General features: G+C 41.7%; 28 protein-coding genes. 24 read left to right on the forward strand and 4 right to left on the reverse strand.

The features are described 5' to 3' along the window. Positions 1-121 precede the first annotated feature (121 nt). The 5 genes from SWP_RS07505 to SWP_RS07525 all read left to right on the forward strand — a co-directional run bounded on the left by SWP_RS07505 (position 122) and on the right by SWP_RS07525 (position 2,857). The gene (locus SWP_RS07505) at positions 122-439 is read left to right on the forward strand and encodes a putative signal transducing protein (RefSeq protein WP_020911834.1); all 318 of its coding nucleotides are present in this window, start codon (positions 122-124) and stop codon (positions 437-439) included. Next, on the forward strand, positions 439-798 hold the full coding sequence (locus tag SWP_RS07510; protein ID WP_020911835.1) for a rhodanese-like domain-containing protein: 360 nt from the start codon (positions 439-441) through the stop codon (positions 796-798). Before SWP_RS07505 ends, SWP_RS07510 begins: the two co-directional genes overlap by 1 nt. A 45-nt stretch (positions 799-843) precedes the next feature. Then, entirely contained in the window at positions 844-1,755 is a 912-nt protein-coding gene (locus SWP_RS07515; protein ID WP_020911836.1) for a precorrin-2 dehydrogenase/sirohydrochlorin ferrochelatase family protein, read from the forward strand. A 118-nt stretch (positions 1,756-1,873) separates the two neighbouring features. Next, the gene (locus SWP_RS07520; protein ID WP_020911837.1) at positions 1,874-2,419 is read left to right on the forward strand and encodes a YaeQ family protein; all 546 of its coding nucleotides are present in this window, start codon (positions 1,874-1,876) and stop codon (positions 2,417-2,419) included. 195 nt (positions 2,420-2,614) lie between these two features. Beyond that, positions 2,615-2,857 carry a YecH family metal-binding protein gene (locus SWP_RS07525; RefSeq protein WP_020911839.1) on the forward strand — a complete coding sequence of 81 codons (243 nt, stop codon included), beginning with the start codon at positions 2,615-2,617 and terminating at the stop codon, positions 2,855-2,857. A 73-nt stretch (positions 2,858-2,930) separates the two neighbouring features. Here the strand turns inward: SWP_RS07525 and SWP_RS07530 are convergent, their stop codons facing one another. Beyond that, complete coding sequence (locus SWP_RS07530; protein ID WP_044555761.1) at positions 2,931-3,335, reverse strand: phosphate-starvation-inducible protein PsiE; 405 nt, start codon at positions 3,333-3,335, stop codon at positions 2,931-2,933. Between the two features lie 534 nt (positions 3,336-3,869). Further along, positions 3,870-4,673, reverse strand: coding sequence for an inositol-1-monophosphatase (gene suhB, locus SWP_RS07535; RefSeq protein WP_020911841.1), 804 nt, complete (start codon positions 4,671-4,673; stop codon positions 3,870-3,872). A gap of 160 nt (positions 4,674-4,833) precedes the next feature. On the opposite strand from suhB, the gene trmJ reads away from it, so the two are divergent. The 13 genes from trmJ (at position 4,834) to SWP_RS07595 (ending at position 17,889) form a co-directional block, all read left to right on the forward strand. Further along, complete coding sequence (gene trmJ / locus SWP_RS07540) at positions 4,834-5,598, forward strand: tRNA (cytosine(32)/uridine(32)-2'-O)-methyltransferase TrmJ (RefSeq protein ID WP_020911842.1); 765 nt, start codon at positions 4,834-4,836, stop codon at positions 5,596-5,598. Between the two features lie 15 nt (positions 5,599-5,613). Beyond that, on the forward strand, positions 5,614-6,435 hold the full coding sequence (gene cysE / locus SWP_RS07545) for a serine O-acetyltransferase (RefSeq protein WP_020911843.1): 822 nt from the start codon (positions 5,614-5,616) through the stop codon (positions 6,433-6,435). A 196-nt stretch (positions 6,436-6,631) separates the two neighbouring features. Then, entirely contained in the window at positions 6,632-7,093 is a 462-nt protein-coding gene (gene iscR / locus SWP_RS07550; protein ID WP_020911844.1) for a Fe-S cluster assembly transcriptional regulator IscR, read from the forward strand. An 84-nt stretch (positions 7,094-7,177) separates the two neighbouring features. Beyond that, the gene (locus tag SWP_RS07555; RefSeq protein WP_020911845.1) at positions 7,178-8,392 is read left to right on the forward strand and encodes an IscS subfamily cysteine desulfurase; all 1,215 of its coding nucleotides are present in this window, start codon (positions 7,178-7,180) and stop codon (positions 8,390-8,392) included. Positions 8,393-8,432: 40 nt separating this feature from the next. Beyond that, the gene (gene iscU, locus SWP_RS07560) at positions 8,433-8,816 is read left to right on the forward strand and encodes a Fe-S cluster assembly scaffold IscU (RefSeq protein WP_020911846.1); all 384 of its coding nucleotides are present in this window, start codon (positions 8,433-8,435) and stop codon (positions 8,814-8,816) included. Between the two features lie 14 nt (positions 8,817-8,830). Continuing rightward, complete coding sequence (iscA, locus tag SWP_RS07565; protein ID WP_020911847.1) at positions 8,831-9,154, forward strand: iron-sulfur cluster assembly protein IscA; 324 nt, start codon at positions 8,831-8,833, stop codon at positions 9,152-9,154. Between the two features lie 17 nt (positions 9,155-9,171). Continuing rightward, entirely contained in the window at positions 9,172-9,696 is a 525-nt protein-coding gene (gene hscB, locus SWP_RS07570; RefSeq protein WP_020911848.1) for a co-chaperone HscB, read from the forward strand. Positions 9,697-9,768: 72 nt separating this feature from the next. Beyond that, positions 9,769-11,631, forward strand: a complete 1,863-nt coding sequence (gene hscA / locus SWP_RS07575) for a Fe-S protein assembly chaperone HscA (RefSeq protein WP_020911849.1) — start codon at positions 9,769-9,771, stop codon at positions 11,629-11,631. 8 nt (positions 11,632-11,639) lie between these two features. Further along, complete coding sequence (gene fdx / locus SWP_RS07580; protein ID WP_020911850.1) at positions 11,640-11,978, forward strand: ISC system 2Fe-2S type ferredoxin; 339 nt, start codon at positions 11,640-11,642, stop codon at positions 11,976-11,978. A 451-nt stretch (positions 11,979-12,429) separates the two neighbouring features. Continuing rightward, positions 12,430-12,627: a Fe-S cluster assembly protein IscX gene (gene iscX, locus SWP_RS07585; RefSeq protein WP_020911852.1), complete on the forward strand. Its 198-nt coding sequence runs from the start codon at positions 12,430-12,432 to the stop codon at positions 12,625-12,627. A 198-nt stretch (positions 12,628-12,825) separates the two neighbouring features. Further along, entirely contained in the window at positions 12,826-12,996 is a 171-nt protein-coding gene (locus SWP_RS24140) for a hypothetical protein (RefSeq protein ID WP_020911853.1), read from the forward strand. A 215-nt stretch (positions 12,997-13,211) separates the two neighbouring features. After that, entirely contained in the window at positions 13,212-13,643 is a 432-nt protein-coding gene (gene ndk, locus SWP_RS07590; RefSeq protein ID WP_020911854.1) for a nucleoside-diphosphate kinase, read from the forward strand. 1,486 nt (positions 13,644-15,129) lie between these two features. Continuing rightward, positions 15,130-17,889, forward strand: coding sequence for a TonB-dependent receptor plug domain-containing protein (locus tag SWP_RS07595; RefSeq protein WP_020911855.1), 2,760 nt, complete (start codon positions 15,130-15,132; stop codon positions 17,887-17,889). Between the two features lie 85 nt (positions 17,890-17,974). On the opposite strand, the gene SWP_RS07600 is transcribed toward SWP_RS07595, so the two are convergent. Both SWP_RS07600 and SWP_RS07605 read right to left on the reverse strand, forming a co-directional pair. Then, entirely contained in the window at positions 17,975-18,331 is a 357-nt protein-coding gene (locus SWP_RS07600) for a TraR/DksA C4-type zinc finger protein (RefSeq protein WP_044555762.1), read from the reverse strand. 115 nt (positions 18,332-18,446) lie between these two features. Beyond that, complete coding sequence (locus SWP_RS07605; protein WP_044555763.1) at positions 18,447-19,403, reverse strand: tRNA-dihydrouridine synthase; 957 nt, start codon at positions 19,401-19,403, stop codon at positions 18,447-18,449. Positions 19,404-19,785: 382 nt separating this feature from the next. On the opposite strand from SWP_RS07605, the gene SWP_RS07610 reads away from it, so the two are divergent. The 6 genes from SWP_RS07610 to apt all read left to right on the forward strand — a co-directional run bounded on the left by SWP_RS07610 (position 19,786) and on the right by apt (position 23,353). After that, positions 19,786-20,223: an HvfA family oxazolone/thioamide-modified RiPP metallophore gene (locus tag SWP_RS07610; RefSeq protein ID WP_020911858.1), complete on the forward strand. Its 438-nt coding sequence runs from the start codon at positions 19,786-19,788 to the stop codon at positions 20,221-20,223. A gap of 78 nt (positions 20,224-20,301) precedes the next feature. Continuing rightward, a complete protein-coding gene (locus SWP_RS07615; protein ID WP_044555764.1) occupies positions 20,302-21,138 on the forward strand; it encodes an HvfB family MNIO-type RiPP peptide maturase in 837 nt (278 codons plus the stop codon). Then, a complete protein-coding gene (locus SWP_RS07620) occupies positions 21,138-21,899 on the forward strand; it encodes an HvfC family RiPP maturation protein (protein WP_020911860.1) in 762 nt (253 codons plus the stop codon). Before SWP_RS07615 ends, SWP_RS07620 begins: the two co-directional genes overlap by 1 nt. A 62-nt stretch (positions 21,900-21,961) precedes the next feature. Then, on the forward strand, positions 21,962-22,111 hold the full coding sequence (locus tag SWP_RS23870) for a hypothetical protein (RefSeq protein ID WP_020911861.1): 150 nt from the start codon (positions 21,962-21,964) through the stop codon (positions 22,109-22,111). 71 nt (positions 22,112-22,182) lie between these two features. Next, positions 22,183-22,551 (forward strand): YbaN family protein, encoded by a 369-nt coding sequence (locus SWP_RS07625; protein WP_020911862.1) that lies wholly within the window; start codon positions 22,183-22,185, stop codon positions 22,549-22,551. A gap of 250 nt (positions 22,552-22,801) precedes the next feature. Continuing rightward, entirely contained in the window at positions 22,802-23,353 is a 552-nt protein-coding gene (gene apt / locus SWP_RS07630) for an adenine phosphoribosyltransferase (protein WP_020911865.1), read from the forward strand. Positions 23,354-23,381 lie beyond the last annotated feature (28 nt).

Genomic DNA, 23,381 nt, shown 5'->3' on the forward strand with positions numbered 1-23,381 from the left:
AAGGCTATTTTATGGCGATCTAAAATAGCTAAAGCTGGTGAATAATAACCGCAAATAAGGATAATATTCACCGTCGCAGCTATTAGGACTTGCCAATAGAGCAATTGCAGTAGGAAATGACATGGATGAGAAAATGCGGTTACTTGCAGCTGGGAATTTATTAGAAGCCCATACTTGGAAAGGTATGCTTGAATCAAGTGGCATAGCAGTAGAGCTAAAAGGAGAGGCGCTCTTAGGTGGGGTAGGTGAATTACCGACAGGGATCCAAAATGTCGAGCTTTGGGTTGCAGAAATTGACTTGGTTAATGCTAAAGCACAGATGATCTCTATTAATGCAGAAAAACCGCAATGGAAATGTGTGAATTGCCATGAAGTTAATGAAGCCAGTTTTGAGCTTTGTTGGAATTGCAGTGCAGAAAGAAGTGAGAAATACAGCTGATGAAACATAACCCTGCATTTTTAGCCTTAGTTGAGAGTATTCTTCCTCAGATCAATGAAGTAACTATTGAAGAGTTACTGGCTAATCAAAAATATACGCTTATTGATGTTCGTGAAGATCATGAGTGGAATAAAGGGCATTTACCGAACGCCCAGCATTTGGGGAAGGGGATTATCGAAAGAGATATTGAAACTCGATTTCCTGATAAGGATATGCCTCTAGCACTATATTGTGGAGGAGGTTATCGCTCTGCGATGGCAGCTCTAAACTTGCAAGTTATGGGTTATTCCCAAGTCGTCTCAGTAGCAGGTGGTTATAAAGCTTGGCTTGAGAGACAATTACCGCTCGAAACAGATTAATCCTCCCACAAATCTATCACATCGCCTCTGAGGTATTTTAGCTAAATGCAGTATTTTCCATTGTTTGTAGATACCCAATCTTTAAAGGTTTTGATTGTTGGCGCTGGAGAAGTGGCAAGTCGCAAGCTCGACCTATTGAGTCGGACTGATGCTGACATACATGTGATAGCAAAAGAGAGCTGCAATGAAGTGCTGGCGTATCTGCACAAGGAGCGCATAAGCCTTGAAGAGCGGGAAGTTAACTTTGAGGATATCAATGGTTGGGACTTAGTTTATTTAGCAACTGCAGATAAAGCGCTAAATGAAAAGCTTGCAACATTGGCACAACAGCGTCATATATGGGTCAATGTAGTCGATAACCCAGAGTTTTGTCGGTTTATTACTCCGTCAATTATAGACCGAGGTCGTTTACAGATAGCAATTAGTACCGCTGGAGCTGCACCTGTTTTTGCTCGAGAGCTCAGATCTCGGCTTGAATCATGGTTACCACATTCTATTACACCGTTATTTGACTATATCGCCGAGCGCCGCAGCGATGTGCAGCAAAGGTTACCTGTGTTCAAAGATAGACGAGTATTTTGGGAACGTTTCTTTAAGCTTAACCAGTCTCGCTTCGATGCTGATACTCCAAACCATTATCAAGATAGTTTTTCGCTTTCCAAGGTCAAAGGAGAGCTGGTACTACTAGATACCAAAATAGAAGCTGAGTTACTCCCAATTGCTGCGATGCCATATTTACAAAAGTTAGATACTATTTTTAGCAGCACTGCATTGCCGCACAAACTTAATGAACTACTTCGACGAGACGCAGCTAGAGCTACAATTGTTACTGATAAAAAACTTAAGCAAGCACTGGATGATGGAGAGCATTGCTTGGTGTATGCAGAGCCAAATGAAATTAATCGATTATCAGTGTTATTTCCGCAAGCAAAGCGTTTAAAAATGGGCGCTATTTAGCGTATATTTTGTGCTGATAATTAAATTTTCTGCTTAAGATTAAAGCGCAGCTATCTTTAGCCCCTCTGCTACTTAATATAGGGTACACTTAGCCGCAAATACCTTATCGAACATTCTTATGGCCTTAAAAGCAACAGTATTCAAAGTCTCTATTCAAATCGCCGATATGGATCGCGGTTACTATAACGATCATCAGCTTACACTTGCGCAGCATCCGTCAGAGACCGACGAGCGCATGATGGTGAGATTACTAGCTTTTGCGATGAATGCCAGCGAATCACTCGCTTTTAGTAAAGGTATGTGTGTTGAAGATGAACCTGAGCTTTGGGATAAGACCTTATCTGGTGAAATCGATCTCTGGGTAGAGTTTGGCCAAAGTGATGAGAAATGGTTACGTAAAGCATGCGGCCGATCTAAACAGGTTCTGCTTATTACTTATGGAGGCCGCAGCGTCCCAATATGGTGGAAGCAAAACGAAGCTGCATTTGAGCGGTATGATAATCTAACGGTAACCAACATTCCTGAAGATGCAGTTAAAGCAATGGGGCAACTTGTAGGGAAAAATATGGCTTTGCAGATCAACATTTGTGAAGGTCAGATTTGGATCTCAGATGAAAACGATAGCGTGTTGGTTGAGCCTGAATTGCTAAAAGGTGAGTTGTAGCAAGCTAATCGAGCAATGTAAGCAATTAGAAGCCAATCACAAGATTGGTTTTTTTATAGCCGCAAAATACTGCCAAAGGCCACAGGGATGACGGATTATCACCTAAGGCGAGCACATTGCTATTTAGATCAAAGTTTACCGACATAAAACCACGTATAAAGTGCTTTATTAATACTGGTTAAATACTGAGGAAATATGTCAGAGTCAATACACGGTCATCAAGTGATGGAAATGATGTTAGATCATGGTGAGTCGTTAACGCCACAAGCGTTGAAAGCCTTAATGCACGCAAAGTTTGGTGCTAATGCGCTCTACCATACCTGCTCAGCACAAGAGATGGATGCAGATGCACTGATCGTATTTTTAGAAAAGAAAGGAAAATTTATTCATTCTGAAGCGGGTATTGCAACCGCAGCCGATCGTATTTGTAGCCACTAGGCTTTGAAGTACATAGCAGAATTAAAAGCTCAAAGCGTAAGCTTTGAGCTTTTGTATTTAATACCCTTAATGATTAATCATCACCCTTAGGACGTGGGTATGGTAACTTCAATTGGCCCCAACGGATCACTATCACGGTAGATGCCAAAATAAGGGTGGAGAACGATATGGCCGCGATACGCCAGTCGTCCATTGCTTTCATATCCAGAATGAGATAACGAGCTAACGCAACAATCGCAATATAAAGCGGCATTCTAATGGGCAGTTTGCCTGACTCCGCGTAATGAGACACCATCGCAAGAACTTCTAAATAAATAAACAGCAATAGCAAATCAGCTAACGCAACTTCACCCGCCTTGAATATATGCACAATCTCTTGTCCAATCGCAACAATCGTCGCAATGGCAATAATGATTAAAACTAAATGTTCAACAGCTTTGATGCTGCTAATACCGTATTTTCGATACATTTTATCCATGTTTTTCCCTAATGCAGTCGTTTCATAAAGAGTACCAGCAAATGCTAGAAATGCGACATGAGGTGTGTGATACCTTTCACAGTTGCGTGTTTTATTTAGCGAAATCAGCATTTTGAAAGAGTTATTTAACTTGAGGTTGAGCTATAGCGGGAGATGTTTATACCCATCCCACTTGAAAATGCTCGTAAGAAGTGTTGTGCAAGTTCAATGCTAGGCGCGTTAACGTGGAAATTGTTATTCCCTTTTAAGTTGCCGCAACAACGAAGTGGGCTTGCACAACCCCTTCTTCGATGGGTGTTTCTTATATAATTTACTCTGTGTTATTGATTTTACCGAGGGAGCGACCATTAGCTGCAATCAATGCCTCGCCTACATGGATGTAGGTGCTTAGGTTCAGCATGGAGCAATGAACCTGTGACTAAAGCCCATTAAACTCCCACTGAATCCTGTATTTCAGGTCCGATGGGTATATGTGTTAACGATACAAAAAAGCCGCCAATGAAGGCGGCTTTATAACACTTTATTTGGCTAATATTAGCGCTTAAGTGCTTCGCTCAATAATGGGCGGAACGACTTAACAAGTGCAGTAGTTGTTTTTGGTGAACCAGCAACGATGTTACCTGATGCTAGGTAACCGTGGTTACCAGTAAAGTCAGTCACTGTACCGCCAGCTTCACGAACGATCAAATCACCCGCAGCGATATCCCATGGCTTAAGGCCAATTTCAAAGAAACCATCAACTCGGCCTGCGGCAAGGTATGCAAGATCTAGTGCTGCAGAACCTGCTCGACGAAGATCTGCACACTGGGTAAATGTTGATGCAAAAAGCTTCATATAAGTTTCAGTGTGCTGTTTCGCCTTGAATGGAAATCCAGTAGCAATGATGTTGTTACTTAGATCATTAGAAGACTTAACACGGATACGGAAATCGTTTAGTTTAGCGCCTTTACCACGAACAGCCGAAAATAGCTCATCACGGATTGGGTCATAAACAACAGCGACTTCTGTTTTGCCTTTAAACTGCATCGCGATAGATACAGCAAAGTGGGGAATACCTCTTACGAAGTTATTAGTGCCATCCAGTGGGTCAATGATCCAGACGTAATCTTTGCTAGCGCCTTTATTCTCACCAGTCTCTTCACCAATGATAGTGTGGTCAGGGTAAGCTTTACGGATCTGATAGGTAATTGCAGCTTCTGCTTCTTTATCTACGTTAGTTACGAAGTCATTCGTCCCTTTTGAAGTGACTTCAATACGGTCTAATTCTGCATAAGCACGTATAATCGTTTGGCCGGCAGCGCGAGCGGCGCGCACAGCAATAGTATGCATTGGAAGCATTGCAAATCCCCTGGATGTAAAAGAACGGATATATAAATTATCGGAGCCGAATTATACGCGATTTTTCGGTTATATCAAATGCTGATTTTTGTGTACGTAAAAATAGCTGCTGTGTGGTAACATATTTTCAAGTGTTCTCTCATATAAATTAAGTAATTTCATGCTCAGCAATATTCGCGTCGTTCTTGTCGGTACATCCCACCCAGGCAATATAGGTTCCACTGCCCGTGCAATGAAAACCATGGGGTTGTCCTCTTTATACTTAGCAGAACCAAAGGTGGCACCAGATGGCCACTCTGTGGCATTAGCTGCTGGGGCTTCAGATATTTTAAAACATGCAGTTACCGTTGATTCTGTTGAAGAAGCCATCGCAGACTGTAGTTTAGTTATTGCCACTAGTGCACGCAGTCGCACACTGGATTGGCCAATGTTAGAACCGCGAGAGGCTGGTGAAAAACTGGTTGAGTCAGCGCTGACAGGGCCTGTCGCAATCGTGTTTGGGCGTGAGAATAATGGTTTAACTAACGAAGAGCTGCAGCGCTGTGACTACCATGTCGCTATCCCTGCGAATCCTGAATACACCTCGCTCAACTTAGCGCAAGCAGTTCAGATTATCTGTTATGAAGCGCGTGTTGCTCATCTTGCCCAAGTGCAAAAAGAGTTTGAAAGTAATAAGCTTGAAGGGTTTGTTGAGCCAGATAATGAATATCCGTTTTCAAAAGAGCGTGAAAATTTCTTCGAGCATATGGAGAATACACTGCTTTCGACCAATTTTATTGTTAAACAGCACCCTGGTCAGGTTATGACTAAGTTACGCCGACTGTTTAGCCGTGCACGAATTGAGCGTCAAGAGATGAATATCTTGCGCGGAATTCTGACTTCGGTAGATAAGATTGTTGCTAAAAAAGACACTAACGATAAGTAAAGGGAAGTAGCTAGCATGGGTGTTATCGCGAGACTTAAAGATGATATAGCGTCTATTTATCACAGAGACCCTGCCGCGAATGGGACAATTGAAATACTGTTCAATTACCCAGGGATGCAAGCAATATGGATCCACAGGATCAGTAACAAGCTTTGGGTTCGTAAGTGGCGCTTGTTATCGCGATGTTTATCAACATTTTCTCGCTGGTTAACCGGTGTTGAAATTCATCCTGGTGCCACCATTGGCGACCGCTTCTTTATTGACCATGGCATGGGGGTGGTGATAGGTGAAACGGCCGAAATTGGTAATGACTGTACGCTTTATCACGGGGTTACACTCGGTGGTACCACATGGCAGTCTGGTAAACGTCACCCTACGTTAGGCAATAATGTTGTTATTGGCGCCGGTGCGAAGATACTTGGCCCGATTACTATGCATGACGGTGCTCGTGTTGGTTCTAACTCGGTAGTCGTGAAAGACGTCCCCATTGATACTACTGTTGTTGGTATTCCAGGCCGCGCAGTTGCCAGTCCTTCGGAGCAAACTAAAGAGCAAACAGACCGACGCACGGAGATGGCAAAAAAGTATGGTTTTGATGCTTATGCCGTTGCACCAGACAATCCAGATCCAGTCGCTAACGCGATCGGCCAAATGTTAGATCACATGCACTTGATGGATTCGAAAGTGCAAGAAGTTTGTCAGGCTGTTCAAACTTTGGGCGGTAGCGTTTGCACAGAAAAGCTCCCCGAGCTAGAAGTCGATGAGTTTAGTGAAGCTGAATTAGCTGCCGCACAGAAACGTCAGAAGTCATTAGATGAGTTTGATCCCATTATCTAGCTTTATGTGCGCCATTTTTGATAAATGGCATTGAATCTTGCCTAATAAACAGGTTAAATACCCCAGCAAAATGACGGGGTATTTAATTCCTGCCATGATCCTTATAATACTTGACCAAACCACTAGGTTAAATACTTGACTAAATTACTCAGGTATGATGGAATTAGCCTATGCTTTTTTGGGAGACGTAGTAGCAATGAAACTTACATCAAAAGGTCGATATGCAGTCACTGCAATGTTAGATGTTGCAATGCACTCAACTGATGGCCCAGTGCCACTAGCCGACATTTCAGAGCGCCAAGGGATCTCTCTATCTTACCTAGAACAACTTTTCGCAAAGCTAAGAAAAAATGGACTTGTATCAAGCGTCAGAGGCCCTGGTGGCGGATATCGTTTGGGAACTGATGCATGTGAAATTTCTGTTGGTATGGTTGTACGAGCCGTTGATGAATCAGTTGACGCCACACGCTGCCAAGGGCAGGGGAATTGTCAGAGCGGAACACGATGCCTGACTCATTCTTTATGGGGCGATTTGAGTTCACAGATTTCTGATTTTTTAAATGGCATTTCGCTTGCCGGATTAATGCGAAAAAGAGATGTGCAATTTATCTCAGTTAAACAAGATAAATTACAGCAGGAACAGAGAATCAGCATTTAAGCGTCTCTGTTATTTAATATAAAAATAATTTTTTGTACGTTGTAAGTGGTAGCACTATAGCTGCCACAAAGTACGGAGTGTGTGATGAAGCTACCTATCTATCTAGATTATGCTGCAACAACGCCAGTTGATCCTCGTGTTGCAGAAAAAATGATGCAGTGTATGACAATGGACGGCATTTTTGGTAATCCAGCGTCTCGTTCTCACCGATACGGCTGGCAAGCTGAAGAAGCTGTTGATATTGCTCGTAACCAGATTGCAGAACTTATCAATGCCGATCCACGTGAAATCGTTTTCACCTCTGGTGCAACTGAATCTGACAACCTCGCGATTAAAGGTGTTGCTCACTTCTACCAGAAGAAGGGTAAACACATTATCACTAGTAAGACTGAACATAAGGCTGTTTTAGACACCTGTCGTCAGTTAGAGCGTGAAGGTTATGAAGTGACTTATCTTCAGCCTGAAGCTAACGGCCTTATTCCGGTTGCAATGATTGAAGCTGCCATGCGTGAAGATACTTTGCTTGTTAGTATTATGCAGGTTAACAACGAAATTGGTGTTATCCAAGATATCGATGCCATTGGTGAGCTTTGTCGTTCGCGTAAAATCGTCTTCCATGTCGACGCTGCTCAAAGTGCTGGCAAAATGCCAATTGATGTGCAAAAGACAAAAGTTGATTTGATGTCTATTTCTGCTCACAAAATGTATGGCCCAAAAGGTATCGGCGCGTTATATGTCAGTCGTAAGCCTCGTATTCGTCTAGAAGCCGCAATGCACGGTGGTGGCCATGAACGCGGTATGCGCAGTGGTACTTTGGCTACTCATCAGATTGTTGGCTTTGGCGAAGCAGCAGCGATTGCCAAAACCGATATGGATTCTGATAACGAGCGTATCCGCCGCCTGCGTGACAAGCTGTGGAATGGCATCAACCACATTGAAGAGACTTATATTAACGGTGATATGGAGCAAAGACATTGCGGTAGTTTGAATGTCAGCTTTAATTTCGTTGAAGGTGAATCCTTGATGATGGCACTTAAAGATTTAGCGGTTTCATCGGGTTCAGCCTGTACTTCAGCAAGTCTTGAGCCTAGCTATGTTCTTCGTGCTCTTGGCTTAAATGATGAGATGGCACATAGCTCAATTCGATTCTCAATTGGTCGCTTTACGACTGATGAAGAGATCGAACATGCAATAGAAACAATTACAGAATCTATTGGTAACTTAAGGGAAATGTCACCGCTTTGGGAAATGTTCAAAGACGGTATTGATCTGGACTCAGTCCAGTGGGCACATCACTAACCTTAACGACATTAACGAATAGATAAATTGGAGTAGTATCATGGCTTATAGCGAAAAAGTAATTGATCATTATGAGAACCCACGTAACGTAGGTTCATTTGATAAAAACGATTCTTCAGTGGTCACTGGAATGGTGGGCGCACCAGCTTGTGGTGACGTTATGAAACTGCAGTTGCGTATTGATGATAATGGTATTATCGAAGATGCTAAATTTAAGACATATGGCTGCGGTAGTGCGATTGCATCTAGCTCATTAGTGACTGAATGGGTTAAGGGCAAAACTGTAGAAGAAGCCGGTGCAATTAAAAACACCGATATAGCTGAAGAGCTGGCACTTCCACCAGTTAAAATTCACTGTTCGATTTTGGCTGAAGATGCCATTAAAGCTGCTCTGGATGAGTATAAAACAAAGCAATCGAAGTAAAACCTGGAGTTAAGATGGCAATTAGTATCACTCCCGCTGCGGCAGAACGAGTTAAAAGCTTTTTAGAGAGTCGCGGCAAAGGTCTAGGTCTGCGTTTAGGACTAAGAACATCAGGTTGCTCAGGTATGGCATACGTACTTGAGTTTGTTGATGACTTGAATGACGACGATGAACTTTATGATATTGATGGTGTAAAGATCATTATCGATGCGAAAAGCTTTATCTATCTTCAAGGGATTGAGTTGGACTTCGTTAAAGAAGGCCTTAACGAAGGTTTCCAATTTAATAACCCTAATGCGAAAGGTGAATGTGGTTGCGGTGAAAGTTTTACCGTATAAACTTTTAAAGTTAAACTATGAATTATTTTGAGCTGTTTAGTTTATCTCCTTCCTATGATGTCGACACCGCCATTCTTGCAGAGCGCTACCGCGATCTGCAAAGGGCGGTTCATCCCGACAAATTTGCTAACGCTAGCGAACAAGATAAACGTTTATCTGTACAACGTACCGCGCAGATCAATGATGCCTTTCAAACATTGAAAAACCCGATTCAACGCGCAGAACACATACTCGCCCTAAAGGGGCTAGAGTTAAGTCATGAGTCGACTACGCTTAAAGACACGACATTTTTGATGCAACAGATGGAGTGGCGAGAATCGCTTGAAGAAATTAGTGATAGCGATGATCCAGATGCAGAAATACAAGCACTTTATGACTCATTTGACACGTTTGCAAAGCAGATCACAGCTGTACTAAAAGTGCAGTTGGCAAGTGATTTAGCATCTGAACATTTGCAGGCTGCTGACCAAATTCGTAAACTTAAGTTTATGGCAAAATTACAAGACGAGTTAGCTAGAGTTGAAGATGCTCTCTTAGGTTAATAGACTCGTTGTTATTTTCTAATTCTGTTGGCTCAATATGTTTGAGCCAACATTTTTTTAAGTTGGATATATATGGCACTTTTGCAGATAGCAGAGCCTGGACTGACCGCAGCTCCTCATCAACACCGCTTAGCGGTGGGTATCGATTTAGGCACGACAAACTCTCTAGTTGCCGCAGTTAGAAGTGGTGTAGCCAATACATTGGCTGATGAGAGTGCGCAGCATTCGTTACCTTCAGTTGTTCGCTATACCCAAGACTCAGTATTTGTTGGGCGTGAAGCTGAAGCTTTTTCTGCGCAGGATCCACAAAATACTATCATTTCAGTAAAACGATTCATGGGTCGTAGCCTTGATGATATTCAATCAGGTAGCCAAACATTCCCATACATCTTTGAAGCCAGTGATAATGGTTTACCCATTTTTATTACACCTCAGGGTAAAGTTAACCCGATACAAGTCTCTGCTGATATTCTAAAACCGCTAGTTGAGCGTGCTGAATCTACATTAGGTGGCACGCTAGAAGGGGTGGTTATTACTGTGCCTGCGTATTTTGATGATGCACAACGCCAGGGTACTAAGGAGGCAGCAGCGCTTGTTGGTGTTAAAGTGCTAAGGCTACTCAATGAGCCAACTGCAGCGGCAATTGCCTACGGACTCGATTCAGGTCAGGAAGGGGTCATAGCTGTTTATGATCTCGGCGGCGGTACATTTGATATTTCAATTCTTCGATTGAATAAAGGCGTGTTTGAAGTGCTGGCTACAGGCGGCGATAGTGCGCTTGGCGGTGATGATTTCGATCATATGTTACAAGCACATTTCCAACAGCAGTGGTCATTAGATGAGGTTAGTGCAGGTTTAAGCCGCATGCTACTTATCGAAGCTCGTAAGGTCAAAGAAGCATTAACTGACAGTGACAACACTACAGCAAATGTAACCGATGATAACGGTAATGTACTATCCCTGAACGTTTCTCGTGCGACGTTTGATGAGATGATTAGCAAGTTAGTCAAAAAGACCGTTTCTAGTTGTCGTCGTGCGCTTAGAGATGCAGGTGTTAGTACTGATGAAGTTATCGAGACTGTGATGGTTGGTGGCTCGACTCGCGTCCCTTTAGTGCGGGGAGAGGTGGCTAATTTCTTTGGTAAAACACCGTTGACATCAATTGATCCCGATAGAGTCGTTGCAATCGGTGCCGCAATTCAAGCTGATATTTTGGTCGGTAATAAGCCTGATTCAGACCTATTACTTCTGGATGTGATCCCACTGTCTTTAGGCATTGAGACCATGGGCGGACTGGTGGAAAAAGTGGTTGCTCGTAATACCACTATCCCGGTTGCTCGTGCGCAAGAGTTTACCACCTTCAAAGATGGTCAAACTGCAATGGCATTCCATGTGGTACAAGGCGAACGAGAGCTCGTTGCAGATTGTCGTTCACTTGCGAGATTCACGCTTAATGGGATCCCTCCGCTAGCGGCTGGTGCAGCCCATATACGAGTGACTTTCCAAGTTGATGCCGATGGTCTGTTAAGCGTGACAGCTATGGAAAAATCAACTGGCGTGAAAACAACCATTCAGGTGAAACCATCGTTTGGTTTATCAGATGCAGAAATTGGTAGCATGCTTAAGGATTCAATGGCTAATGCAAAAGAAGACATCTCTCGCCGCATGCTAGCCGAGAAACAAGTTGAAGCTGCAAGGGTATTAGAGTCGTTGAGTGCCGCGTTAAATAAAGATGGTCAATTGTTAGCTGCTAACGAATTAAGTGCTATTCAGGGCGCTATGGCGTTGCTTGCACAGCTTGCAGAAGAAAAAGACACCGATGCTATCGAAGATGCAATCGAAGCATTAGATACCGCGACGCAGGACTTTGCTGCTAAGCGTATGGATAATTCAATCAAGCTGGCGCTTAAAGGCCAGTCTGTTGACAATATATAGGTTGTAATATGCCACAAATAGTTTTTTTACCTCATGAAGATTTATGTCCTGATGGAGCCGTTGTAGAAGCGACTGAAGGCGAAACAGTATTAGACGTAGCGCTACGTAACGGGATCTTAATTGAGCATGCATGTGAAAAGTCTTGCGCGTGTACCACGTGTCATTGCATCGTGCGTGAAGGGTTCGACGATTTAGAAGAGAGTGATGAACTCGAAGATGACATGCTTGATAAAGCGTGGGGGCTCGAGCCTGAGAGCCGCTTGTCTTGCCAAGCAAAAGTTCCTGAAAGTGATTTGGTGGTCGAAATACCAAAGTACACCATTAACATGGTAAGTGAAGGCCACTAGGCGTTCATTACAAATAAAAAACCAGTAGTGAAGCTACTGGTTTTTTTTTGCAGGATTTTCGATAATTCTACTGAAGCAATCTTGCCGGTATTATACCAATCAGTATAAAGATTTGATCGCTCAGCGAGAGTTTAGCGGCTTTGAGGTAAGGTCATTAAATGCTCCTGCATTAATGACATTCACCACATCCATGTGGTTAGCAATGAATGAAGAGCATAGTTATTCTACGTTCAAGTTCATTAACGCAGCATCAAAGCCGCTAAAACTCGCCTGTAGGAGTGTTTTTGGCTTGCTACTTCTGCGTTGAATAAACTCATAAGGGAACAACCATTATGTCATTTATCCGCCTTGAATTAGCGTGCCAAGAACGCTCTGAGTAGATCAACTTCTTATACTGATTGGTATTAAATTTGGTTTATACTCAATTTATGTTGATTTGATGGGGTAGGGCATGGGACTTAAATGGATTGACTCACAAGACATTGCACTAGAACTTTTAGAACATTATCCGGATATAGAACCTGAGACTATTCGCTTTACTGATCTTTGTGAGTGGGTGATCAAACTAGCGGCATTTGACGATGATCCTAATCATTGTAATGAACGAGTATTAGAAGCAATCCAAGCTCGCTGGATAGATGAGAAGTGAGACAAATTGTCATCAATGGTTTAGGTCGATGTGATCTAAATCATGTAACTTGTGTTCTAATAAATGAAAGAAACGTAGGATTGATCAACATCAAGTTCACTCACTTTGTTTAATTTTAGGCTAGTTAAATAGAAAGCACTTTACTGAGCGTTAAGGTAAAAGTGATATGTTTCAGCCGTTAAACAAAGGGACGTCAATATGAGTAGGTTTTTATTACTTGCTACTGCTTTACTCACTCCAACTCTAGCATTTGCACATGAAGGCCATGGTGGAGTTGGCTTGTTTCACCATTTTATGGATCTAGCGCCTGCCCTGGCATTGTTAGTTGTCATTGCTGCGGGTGTAATGTGGGTTAAAAATCGTAAGTAACCCTATCTAATAGGGAGCTTGTTTATTCACGAAGCGATATGTTTGAAGCCATATTTAGACCACACTCAGCATTGAACTGTGATCCATTTGGCTTTTCTGTATTTATAAAACCGACTTATCTCTATTTGATAGCACTATAAGGGTAGGCAATTAGGCATTAATTTCGTATAATCCGCGCGAAATTAAAACCCGTTTATCTAAGAAGGAAGCTTTTCATGGCTATCGAACGTACTTTTTCTATCATTAAGCCTGATGCTGTTGCAAAAAACCACATTGGCGCTATCTACAACCGTTTTGAAACTGCTGGCCTGAAAATCATCGCTTCTAAAATGGTACACCTAAGTCAAGAACAAGCAGAAGGCTTTTACGCTGAGCACAGCGAACGTCCTTTCTTTGGTGCACTAGTAGCATTTATGACTTCTGGTCCTATCATGGTTCAGACACTTGAAGGCGAGAACGCTGTTCTAGCACACCGTGAAATTCTAGGTGCTACTAACCCAGCTGAAGCTGCGGAAGGTACTATCCGTGCAGATTTCGCTGAAAGTATTGATGAGAACGCTGCACACGGTTCTGATTCAGTTGCTTCTGCTGAGCGCGAAGTTGCATACTTCTTCAGCACTGAAGAGCTTTGTCCACGTACTCGTTAATACGAGGCGTTGCTAAGTTTGGAAAAAGGAGCCTTGTGGCTCCTTTTTTATGGGCGTTTTTTCTTGCAACTAGGAAAAGGGTAGCAACCATTATCATAGACTATGTTTAGCTCAAATGGCCCGTTGCTTCTCTTGCCGATATCTACAGTAATTCAGTTTTTACAAGAGCAATAATTTCCTGTTCGATCTGTATCAGCTCAAAACCACCATATAGATGCAGACTAGACAATGAATCGCTATATTAACTGAATCCTCTCTTTACACTGACCTCATCTATTATACCAATAGCATTAAGTATCTGCTCATTCACGGGGCTCTCAAAGCACTGAAGGTAAGCTAAAAACTTGAAGCTAATGGTTATCCTTCTACTCTGGCATCCTGCTCTGTTCTGCCTCCTGTACCAATGCAGTCGTATACCAAGCGATTTTTACAGTAAAATACATGCTCAGGTATCGTCAGCCGCCCAAGGAGAAATGCTCCAGCATTACATTTTAGCTTCAAATTAGATCATAAGCGGATAAGCATTCTTTCTATCAATGTGTATTTAATTGGAAAGCTTAAGCGCTTCTGAATTGATTAAATACTTAATGTAATTACTCATTAGAATACTTACGTAGACCCTTTTCTCAATTCCGCACCTTAGTTTTTCATTTTTATTTTGAATCAGTGTAACCATATCTTTACATGTTTGAAAGGCCTTCTAGCAAGGGCTACACGAGACAATTCCAGTTTAAAAATCAACATTTCAGGTTTAAGTTCTTGTAATCTGGCATTTATAAAGTGGTTTGGAACAACGAAATTAGAGAGGGGAAATAAGAAACGTTCATTTCATGTTTGTTCTTGTTGGTATTAAACCATGTGTCACCCATTCTATTTTTAATACAGCTTCATTACAACTTGCTAGCACCATTTTTACAAAAGGCATGAGTTTGTATTGTTATTTCTGTTGGTTATTTAAGCGGTATTTTGGTTTGAATTGATTGTTATTTGTTTTCTATTTGTTTTGAATCTACTTTTTTTGCCTGAATATTGTATACCAAAAGTTTTTGCTTTATTAGTTAATATAGATGTTTGAAGGATGTTTTTTGTTTATCAGTTTTTAAAATTTATTTTATTGCTTGGGTTGACTGCTGGTCAATATTATTGCTAGGCGAAATATTGTTAGGCTTGTTGATAGTTTGATATTTAATCAGATGTTAAAATTAATACGCTTTGTTATGTTGCAGGTTTGGTTGTGTTTATAAGTTAACTTATAGCTTCCTTTGTTTAAGTTGTTGAAAGTTATGTGTTATTACTTATTTTTGTTGTTTATTGTCTTTTGTGAACTGTATCAATTTATATCAATAAGGTTATTATTTTGTAATAAAGCTTGACTCTTTTTGTGGTATTTAACAGTATTGACGCCAAGAAGTTAACTTCTTATTAATAACAAAACAAAAAATATAACTATTCCTGCATTTGTTGTCGGGATTTGAAGGGGAAAAATATGAACTCGTTGACCTTAACTGCAAGCGCTATACGCAAAAGTTTTATAGCGGTTGCTGCAAGTAGTGTCGCTTTATCGGGGTTTGCTTTGGCTGATGACGCTGTAGAAGGAAATACAGCGGAAGAGAAAGTTGAACGTATACAAGTTACTGGTTCACGTATTAAGCGTGCTGATATGGAAACATCTAGTCCAGTAAGTGTGATTGATGCTTCTGCAATTATCGCATCTGGTGCTACATCTATTGATGATGTTCTACAGAAAATGACTGCATCAGGTGGCGCGATGACTAACGCCGCAGTTAATAACGGCTCTGGTGGTAACGCCCGAGTTAACTTACGTGGGCTCGGCTCAAACCGTACTTTGGTATTGGTAAACGGTCGCCGTATGATTGCATCAGGTACTGGTGCTGCTTCATCTGTTGATTTGAACACTATTCCAGTATCAATGATTCAACGTGTTGAAGTACTTAAAGATGGCGCATCTGCAATCTATGGTACAGACGCAATTGCTGGTGTTGTAAACGTTATTTTAAAGCGTGATTTTGAAGGCTTTGAGATGAATGTTCAAACAGGCATGTCTGGCCAAGGCGACGCTGACGAAACGAGCATCGACTTCACTGTTGGTAACACATTTGATAAAGGCAACGTTGTCATTAACGCTCAGTACACTAAGCGTGGTGAAGCGAGTCAAGCAGACCGTGATTTTTCAAACTGTCCAATCGCTGAAACCGGTGATGCTGGTGATAAGAGCCTTTACTGTGGTGGTAGTTCATACGCACAAGGCGGACACATTTGGGGCGATAGAAACCATGGCATCGTAGGTACAGGTGAAGATGGTGCTTACGCTATCGGAGACAGTGGTTATTATGGTCACTATGTTGCAGGCGACGACGGCAAGCCAAAGTATGAGTACTTAGATCCGAATAAGACTGAAGCAGACTTAAGTGGTCGTGGTGGTGAATACCATGATTTCACCAATGAAGATAAGTACAACTATTCAAAAGATAGCTACCTTTCAACTCCAATGGAGCGTTTGAATCTATCTTTCTCTGGAACATATGAGTTATCAGATTCAATCATGTTCTTCTCTGAAGCAATGTACTCTAAGCGTTGGTCTGATCAGCAAATGGCGCCACAGCCTATTTGGAACAGCACTGCTTGGGCATACGATTCTTCTTGGATGAATAAAGAGCTAGTTGGTTTAGTACAAGAAGGCGAAAAGTTAGATTATGGTCGTCGAGTGGTTGAATCAGGTACTCGTAACTTCTCTCAAGTTGTAGATACTGTTCGTGTAGTTGTTGGTCTTGAAGGTGAGTTCGACAATGGTTGGACTTGGGATGCATCATACAACAAAGGTAAGAACGATTCAGTAGATACCCTTGCAAACCTGCATAACCTAGGCTCAATTAATGATGCAGTTTTAGATAAAAGCTTTGATCCATTTACTCAGTCTTCTTGGGAAGGTGATAGCATTGCTCCATATATCTACACTGAAATTAACAGTGGTGGAAGTGAGCTAGATATTGCAGCGGCAACACTATCAGGTGAGATCTTTGAACTTCCTGCAGGTATTGTTGGCTTCGCTGCAGGTTATGAGTTCCGTAAAGAATCTGCACATTTCACACCTGACTCGTTGACTTCACAAGGTCTTGCTAATGATCCACGCGTTGAAGCAACTGCTGGTTCATTTGATGTAAACGAAGCATATGCTGAGATAGCAATTCCATTATTGAGCGATCTGCCACTTGCACAACAGGTTGATCTAAGCGCTGCTATTCGTTACTTCGATTACAGCACGTTTGGTTCAGATAATACTTGGAAGCTTGGTTTAACATGGCGAATGACTGATGACTTGATGCTTCGTGGTGGTTTGTCTACTGCATTCCGTGCTCCAACTGTAAGTGAGTTATACGGCGGTAAGTCACCATCATTTGACCAAATCAAGCATCCAGCAACAGAGCAAACACAAGCTGAAGTAACTGTTGGTGGTAACCCTGATTTAACACCTGAAGAAGCTGATATCACTACCTTAGGTTTGGTTTACTCTCCAAGCTTTGTAGAAGGTCTATCTTTCACTGTTGATTACTACGATATTGAAATCAGTAACACAATTACTGCTGTAGATTCAAACTACATTGCTAACCAGTGTCTTGATGCAAGTGGTAACAAGATTAATACTGATACAGCGCTTTGTCAGTCTTCTAATATCGAAATTGATGGTACTGGTCGCATCTCGTTTGACAATGGTTTACAAAACATCGGTCAGACAAATGCTGCAGGTTATGATATTAACGTAGCATATGTATTTGAAGGTTTAGGTTTAGATTGGAAAGCTGGCTTAGATACGTCGATTCTTGATAAATATGTAGAATTCGATCAAGACGGTGTTGCTGTTGATTACCGTGGATACATCACTGGTGGTTCAGGTGCATACGCTAAGTTAAAAACTAACTTTAACCTAAGTGCTACTGGCGACAGCTGGAGTGCAACATACGAAGCGCGTTATATTGACGGAATGGATTCATTTGCATGTCAAGATGACCCATCAGATTGTTATGCTCCTACAGTCGATAGCATCGTGTACCACGATCTATCAGCGACTTATGATGTAACTGATACTGTTCGTCTATCTGGTGGTGTAAATAACATCTTAGATGAAGATGCACCTTATTACTCAGGTAATAATGACTCAAATACCGACCCGTACACTTATGACGTATTAGGTCGTTACTTTTTCGTAAGAGCAAGTGTTAAGTTCTAAAGTGATTTTTTAGACAATAAAAAACCTCCTTAATAGGAGGTTTTTTTATATCTTCGATTAATCAAAAGATAGACTCGATAATAAGTTAGTGGTTCAATCTCAGCTCTTGTCGGTGCTCACGCTTGTGCAAGTTATTACAGCTTAAGCATCGTTGTTCGAGAGGATCTGCAGCTAAAAGCTCCGCTTCGATATTCTCTTCACAGTCAGAGCACACGCCATACAAACCAATTTCCAGTTGGCAACGAGCAGCGTCCAGTTGCATCAACTTGAAAAATAATGAATGGTCGCATAAATGAGCTTGGGTCATTATCTCGATAAGCTCACACAGGGAATAATTATGCTGATCCATTAGCTTGGCTTGCAACTCTGGGTGCGCACCAATCTTCTGCCTTAACTCCAATTCAATATCGGAAAGGGTTTGTTTGATTTGGTTCGTACTCACGGTTCTGCCTACAATTATTGATTTCACGGTTTATCAGTCTAAACGCGTTACAATTGCAGGTAATGACTAAGATCAAATCAGCGGGCATTATTACTAATAATTACCAATTATTCTGTTAATCAAGCTGTTGATGGTACAGATTGGTATTAGCGGTTTGCAGAACATGAATAATTTCTTCAGCTGTCTTAAAGATCCTAAGCTCACGAAATAGCGTATCAGCTTCAGGATATTGGCGGTTGAGGTAGTTGAACCACTGTTTAATTCTAGCTGGGTAATAGGTACTTTTACGGGCGACAAGTTCGCGATTGGTGTACTCAAGCATCAATGCCAATGATTGCTGCCATGTGTAAGGCGCTGCACCTTTAATACTTGCAGCCAAGTTAGGTAATGATATCGCGCCGCGACCAACCATGATGCTGTCACAACCGGTAAGCTCCATACAACGACGTGCGTCATCGACATTCCATATCTCACCATTAGCAATCACCGGAATAGGCAGCTTTGCATTTATATCGGTGATGTACTCCCAGTAAGCTGGTGGTTTATAACCGTCAACTTTACTTCTTGCATGTACTGCGAGCTCACTCGCCCCCGCTTCATATATTGCTTGGGCATTTTCCATATAAAGAGACTTATCGTTAAAACCAAGACGGATTTTAGCGGTAACAGGATGCTGCTCTGGTACCGCCTCACGCATGGCCTTAACTACGTTATAGAGCTGTTCAGGGTATTGCAGCATTACAGCTCCCCCGTTACTGCGATTGACCATTTTGGCAGGGCAGCCAAAATTAACATCAACCCCTTTTGAGCCCATCTCTATCGCTCTAATAGCATTTTCTGCCATCCAACCAGGCTCTTGACCTAGTAATTGCACTCTAACAGGCGTTCCTGATGCCGTTTCACCATTGGTTTTAAGCTCAGGACAGATCCGATAAAACACTTTCTCTGGCAATAACTGATCAACGACACGTACAAATTCGGTCACCATTAAATCGTAGGGATTAATAGCAGAAAGAATTTCACGCATTAAATCATCAACAACACCTTCCATAGGCGCCAAAATTATTCGCACAGAACTACACTCATCAAGTTTAAAAGGCGCTGCATTCTACATCATGCGCTCTGTGGTACCAAACGAAAGCGAGTTTGGCGTGAGCTAAAATCGAGCTAATTCCGTATTGATAGCAGGCAGTATGTTTTTTGTTCAACCAATAACCATAACTTAGCAGGCTTTTATTCACGGTTGGTATATATCAAATATAACGAAAACTGGCGTTGAACTGTGGCTAATAGATATAAACAATGTTTGCACTATCAGCTTTTTTGCGCCATAAATGTGATAGTTGTAGAAAAAATGAAATTAAATTGTTGGTGCTCAGGTCTCTTTAAGCAAGCCAGCAAAATACATTGTTGGTAACCGAAATACTGTAGATTAAATCAAGAAGGAAGATATTATGAAACTAGTTAATAAGACTGCTGTTACTGTTGCTGTTGGCGCTGTTGTTCTTGGAAGCTCTTTGGCTGCATCTGTTCAAGCAAGCCCATTTGGCTTTAGTGAAATGCAAGCCGGTTACCAGTTAGTAGAAGGCGAAGGTAAGTGTGGTGAAGGTAAGTGCGGCGCCGATAAAAAGAAAGCCAAAGAAGGTAAGTGTGGCGAAGGTAAATGCGGCGAAGATAAAATGAAAGCCAAAGAAGGTAAGTGCGGCGAAGGTAAATGCGGCGCCGATAAAATGAAAGCCAAAGAAGGTAAGTGTGGCGAAGGTAAATGTGGCGGCGATAAAGCTAAGTCAAAAGCCAAAGAAGGTAAGTGTGGCGAAGGCAAGTGCGGCGGCGACAAAAAAGCGAAGAAAGAAGGCAAGTGTGGTGAAGGTAAATGTGGTGGTTCTAAGTAAGCTTTCTACTTAGTGAAACGGGGTCAGCGTTTGCTGGCCCTATTTGTTAATTCAACCCAAAATTGACGGGCTAGCAGTATGACAAATAAAGGACAAGTGGGTCTCGGTCTTAGACGAGAAATGTTGGATGAGTTTTGCCAGGGTGTTCCACCTGGGATAAACTTTTTTGAAGTCGCGCCTGAAAATTGGATGACGCTTGGCGGTAAGTTTGGCCGTCAGTTTAGGGCATTAACAGAAAAGCATGAGTTCTACTGTCATGGATTGTCATTATCAATTGGTAGTCCTGCACCGCTTGATGTGCAGTTTGTCAAAAACGTCAAAAGTTTTCTTGATCAACACCAGATAAAAATATATTCAGAGCATTTGAGCTTCTGTTCTGGCTCTGGGCATATGTATGACTTAATGCCTATCCCGTTTACAGGGGAAGCGGTGCAACATGTGGCTAAGCGGGTCAAGCAAGTAGAAGATATAATTGAGCGACCACTTATATTAGAGAATGTTTCTTTTTATGCTGCTCCTGGTGCCGAAATGTCTGAGCTAGAGTTTGTCACCGCTGTATTGGCTGAAGCTGATTGTAAGATGCTGCTGGATGTTAACAATATATATGTTAACTCAATTAACCATCAGTATGATGCGCTGGAATATTTAAAAGCGATGCCAACTGATAGGATCCAGTACTTACATATCGCTGGTCACTATGAAGAAGCTGAAGACTTAATGGTTGACACTCATGGTGCAGATATCATTGATCCTGTATGGAAATTGCTTGAAGCTTGCCATCAATATCACGGCGCTTTTCCAACGCTATTGGAGCGAGATTTTAACATTCCTGCGACCAGTGAATTAATGCTTGAGATTAATCAGATCCACGATTATCAGAATCGCCATATTGCCAGTTTGAAAAGGAGGGCTTGATGAGTTTTATCGAAACCCAACAGAACTTCATGGATTATATTAAAGATCCGTCAAACCCCTTACCTGAGGGGATTGAAGCTCGGCGGATGAAAATTTACCGAGAGCTGTTTTTTAATAATGTTGAAGGGTTTGTGTCAAATGCATTTCCTGTATTGAAAAGTTTATATAGTGAACAAGACTGGCAGCAAAGAGTACAGCTCTTTTTTGTTGGGCATGACTGCCACACACCGATATTTATTGAAATCGCCCAAGAGTTCTTACTGTTTTTGCAGACAGAATATACAGCAACAGAACAAGATCCTCCTTTTATGCTTGAGCTCGCCCACTATGAGTGGCTCGAACTTGTCGTCGCTGTCGCTCAAGAGAGCCCTCAGCAGAAGGTCATTAATGTTGCCGATATCGAAACTGATGCGATAGTTAAAATGTCGCTTAGTGTTTCATCAACTTCGCAAATTGCCCAATACACTTTTGATGTGCAGCATATTAGTGAAGATTATCGTCCAGATGTGCCCACCGAAGCACCACAGTTTTTCTGTATTTACGCTGATTTCGATGATGAAGTGAGTTTTTTACAGCTTAACCCACTAACGGCGCAAGTATTGGCATACATGTCGCAATTTGAATCCGTTCAATACTCCGAGCTAATTAACTGGTTATTAATGACTTTCACTAATATTGAACCTGAGGTTTTACAGCAAGGCTGCATTGAGCTACTACTTCAGCTGAGTGATAAAGGGATTATTCGAGAGTTTATTGGTTAATAGGCTTTCTATCAGCGTGATGAAACTCTATAATGGCGCCAAAAATTGATCTAGATCAATAAATGTCGTTAACAACAGTCGTAGAGGAAGTCATGAGTCAGCCGTTTAAAGACCCATTTAACATTGTTTATTTTATTGGTTTTATTCTAGTGATGTTGTTACCGACATTGCCAGCAAGCTTGTCTTGGCTAAAGGTGATGGGGCTAATTTAAGCTCTCTTTCATTTTTGCTGAGGTATACTAGCCACTCTTTATGAGTGGCTTTTTGTTTTTAGGTGATTTTGATGGCGTTAAAACGTGGTTTCTTTCTATTGGCTGGACTTTGTAGTTTAGCGTTAGGCTTGGTTGGTATTTTGTTACCTATATTGCCAACGGTGCCGTTTATTTTGTTGGCGGCGTACTGTTTTGCTCGTTCCAGTGACCGACTTTATCAGTGGTTGATGACCCATCCATGGTTTTCTGAAGCGCTTCGAGATTGGCAAGCAAAGGGGGCGATTAAAAAAGGCCTAAAGAAGAAGGCATACGTTGTTAGTAGCCTCAGCTTTGTTATCAGTATCGCTATTGTGCCGGTGATCTGGGTGAAAGTGATGCTGGTATGTATTGGTACTGGACTGATTGTTTATTTAAGAAGTATCCCTGAAATTGAAGAGTGAGTACATTACTGTATTGCAGCATACTACTGAATATAAAAGTTAAATTGTGCTACTTAAGTTAGCTCTTTTTGAGAGTGAACAATAGTAGCAACATTTAGCAGTGGCTTAGGCAACAGTTCTTGCGATCCATTGTTGCAACTGGGCATAAAGCGGCTTAAGCTTTATGCCGATTTTTACACTTCGATGACATTCTGCCTACGCGTTACTTTGGCATTTGTCAGCAAAACTAAATTAGATAAAGTAAATAATTATGGTAATGAATACTGACAGCTTGGCACTAATAAAGAACAGCATTAAAACCATCCCTGACTATCCTAAAGAGGGGATTTTGTTTAGAGATGTGACCAGTTTATTAGAAGATCCACAAGCGTATAAACTTACAATTGGTCTTTTAGTTGAACACTACAAGGAGCAAGGTTTTACTAAAGTTGTCGGCACTGAAGCCCGTGGTTTCTTATTTGGCGCACCTTTAGCGCTAGAGTTAGGTATCGGATTTGTTCCCGTACGTAAGCCAGGCAAACTACCAAGAGAGACTATCTCGGAAAGTTATGAGTTAGAGTATGGTCACGATGTGTTAGAAATCCATGTTGATGCCATTACCAAGGAAGATAAGGTATTAGTTGTTGATGACTTATTAGCAACTGGCGGTACGATTGAAGCGACGGTTAAACTTATCCGTAATCTTGGCGGCCAGGTTAATCATGCTGCATTCGTTATTTCACTGCCTGATCTTGGTGGTGAGAAGCGATTAGAGACAATGGATTTAGAATTACTAAGCCTATGTGAATTCGAAGGCGAATAATCAGACTAAAATATCTGTTTAAGGTGAT

The organism is Shewanella piezotolerans WP3 (assembly GCF_000014885.1).
Lineage (GTDB): Bacteria > Pseudomonadota > Gammaproteobacteria > Enterobacterales > Shewanellaceae > Shewanella > Shewanella piezotolerans.

What these genes read in the sequence shown, in the direction of transcription:
- hscA (WP_020911849.1), top strand. Translation starts at nt 9,769, where the DNA reads ATGGCACTTTTGCAGATAGCAGAGCCTGGACTGACCGCAGCTCCTCAT.
- iscR (WP_020911844.1), top strand. Translation starts at nt 6,632, where the DNA reads ATGAAACTTACATCAAAAGGTCGATATGCAGTCACTGCAATGTTAGAT.
- SWP_RS07620 (WP_020911860.1), top strand. Translation starts at nt 21,138, where the DNA reads ATGAGTTTTATCGAAACCCAACAGAACTTCATGGATTATATTAAAGAT.
- SWP_RS07530 (WP_044555761.1), bottom strand. Translation starts at nt 3,335, where the DNA reads ATGGATAAAATGTATCGAAAATACGGTATTAGCAGCATCAAAGCTGTT.
- SWP_RS07595 (WP_020911855.1), top strand. Translation starts at nt 15,130, where the DNA reads ATGAACTCGTTGACCTTAACTGCAAGCGCTATACGCAAAAGTTTTATA.
- SWP_RS07505 (WP_020911834.1), top strand. Translation starts at nt 122, where the DNA reads ATGGATGAGAAAATGCGGTTACTTGCAGCTGGGAATTTATTAGAAGCC.
- cysE (WP_020911843.1), top strand. Translation starts at nt 5,614, where the DNA reads ATGGGTGTTATCGCGAGACTTAAAGATGATATAGCGTCTATTTATCAC.
- iscU (WP_020911846.1), top strand. Translation starts at nt 8,433, where the DNA reads ATGGCTTATAGCGAAAAAGTAATTGATCATTATGAGAACCCACGTAAC.
- ndk (WP_020911854.1), top strand. Translation starts at nt 13,212, where the DNA reads ATGGCTATCGAACGTACTTTTTCTATCATTAAGCCTGATGCTGTTGCA.
- iscA (WP_020911847.1), top strand. Translation starts at nt 8,831, where the DNA reads ATGGCAATTAGTATCACTCCCGCTGCGGCAGAACGAGTTAAAAGCTTT.
- SWP_RS07555 (WP_020911845.1), top strand. Translation starts at nt 7,178, where the DNA reads ATGAAGCTACCTATCTATCTAGATTATGCTGCAACAACGCCAGTTGAT.
- apt (WP_020911865.1), top strand. Translation starts at nt 22,802, where the DNA reads ATGGTAATGAATACTGACAGCTTGGCACTAATAAAGAACAGCATTAAA.
- SWP_RS23870 (WP_020911861.1), top strand. Translation starts at nt 21,962, where the DNA reads ATGTCGTTAACAACAGTCGTAGAGGAAGTCATGAGTCAGCCGTTTAAA.
- SWP_RS07510 (WP_020911835.1), top strand. Translation starts at nt 439, where the DNA reads ATGAAACATAACCCTGCATTTTTAGCCTTAGTTGAGAGTATTCTTCCT.
- trmJ (WP_020911842.1), top strand. Translation starts at nt 4,834, where the DNA reads ATGCTCAGCAATATTCGCGTCGTTCTTGTCGGTACATCCCACCCAGGC.
- suhB (WP_020911841.1), bottom strand. Translation starts at nt 4,673, where the DNA reads ATGCTTCCAATGCATACTATTGCTGTGCGCGCCGCTCGCGCTGCCGGC.
- iscX (WP_020911852.1), top strand. Translation starts at nt 12,430, where the DNA reads ATGGGACTTAAATGGATTGACTCACAAGACATTGCACTAGAACTTTTA.
- SWP_RS07610 (WP_020911858.1), top strand. Translation starts at nt 19,786, where the DNA reads ATGAAACTAGTTAATAAGACTGCTGTTACTGTTGCTGTTGGCGCTGTT.
- hscB (WP_020911848.1), top strand. Translation starts at nt 9,172, where the DNA reads ATGAATTATTTTGAGCTGTTTAGTTTATCTCCTTCCTATGATGTCGAC.
- SWP_RS24140 (WP_020911853.1), top strand. Translation starts at nt 12,826, where the DNA reads ATGAGTAGGTTTTTATTACTTGCTACTGCTTTACTCACTCCAACTCTA.
- fdx (WP_020911850.1), top strand. Translation starts at nt 11,640, where the DNA reads ATGCCACAAATAGTTTTTTTACCTCATGAAGATTTATGTCCTGATGGA.
- SWP_RS07625 (WP_020911862.1), top strand. Translation starts at nt 22,183, where the DNA reads ATGGCGTTAAAACGTGGTTTCTTTCTATTGGCTGGACTTTGTAGTTTA.
- SWP_RS07525 (WP_020911839.1), top strand. Translation starts at nt 2,615, where the DNA reads ATGTCAGAGTCAATACACGGTCATCAAGTGATGGAAATGATGTTAGAT.
- SWP_RS07615 (WP_044555764.1), top strand. Translation starts at nt 20,302, where the DNA reads ATGACAAATAAAGGACAAGTGGGTCTCGGTCTTAGACGAGAAATGTTG.
- SWP_RS07515 (WP_020911836.1), top strand. Translation starts at nt 844, where the DNA reads ATGCAGTATTTTCCATTGTTTGTAGATACCCAATCTTTAAAGGTTTTG.
- SWP_RS07520 (WP_020911837.1), top strand. Translation starts at nt 1,874, where the DNA reads ATGGCCTTAAAAGCAACAGTATTCAAAGTCTCTATTCAAATCGCCGAT.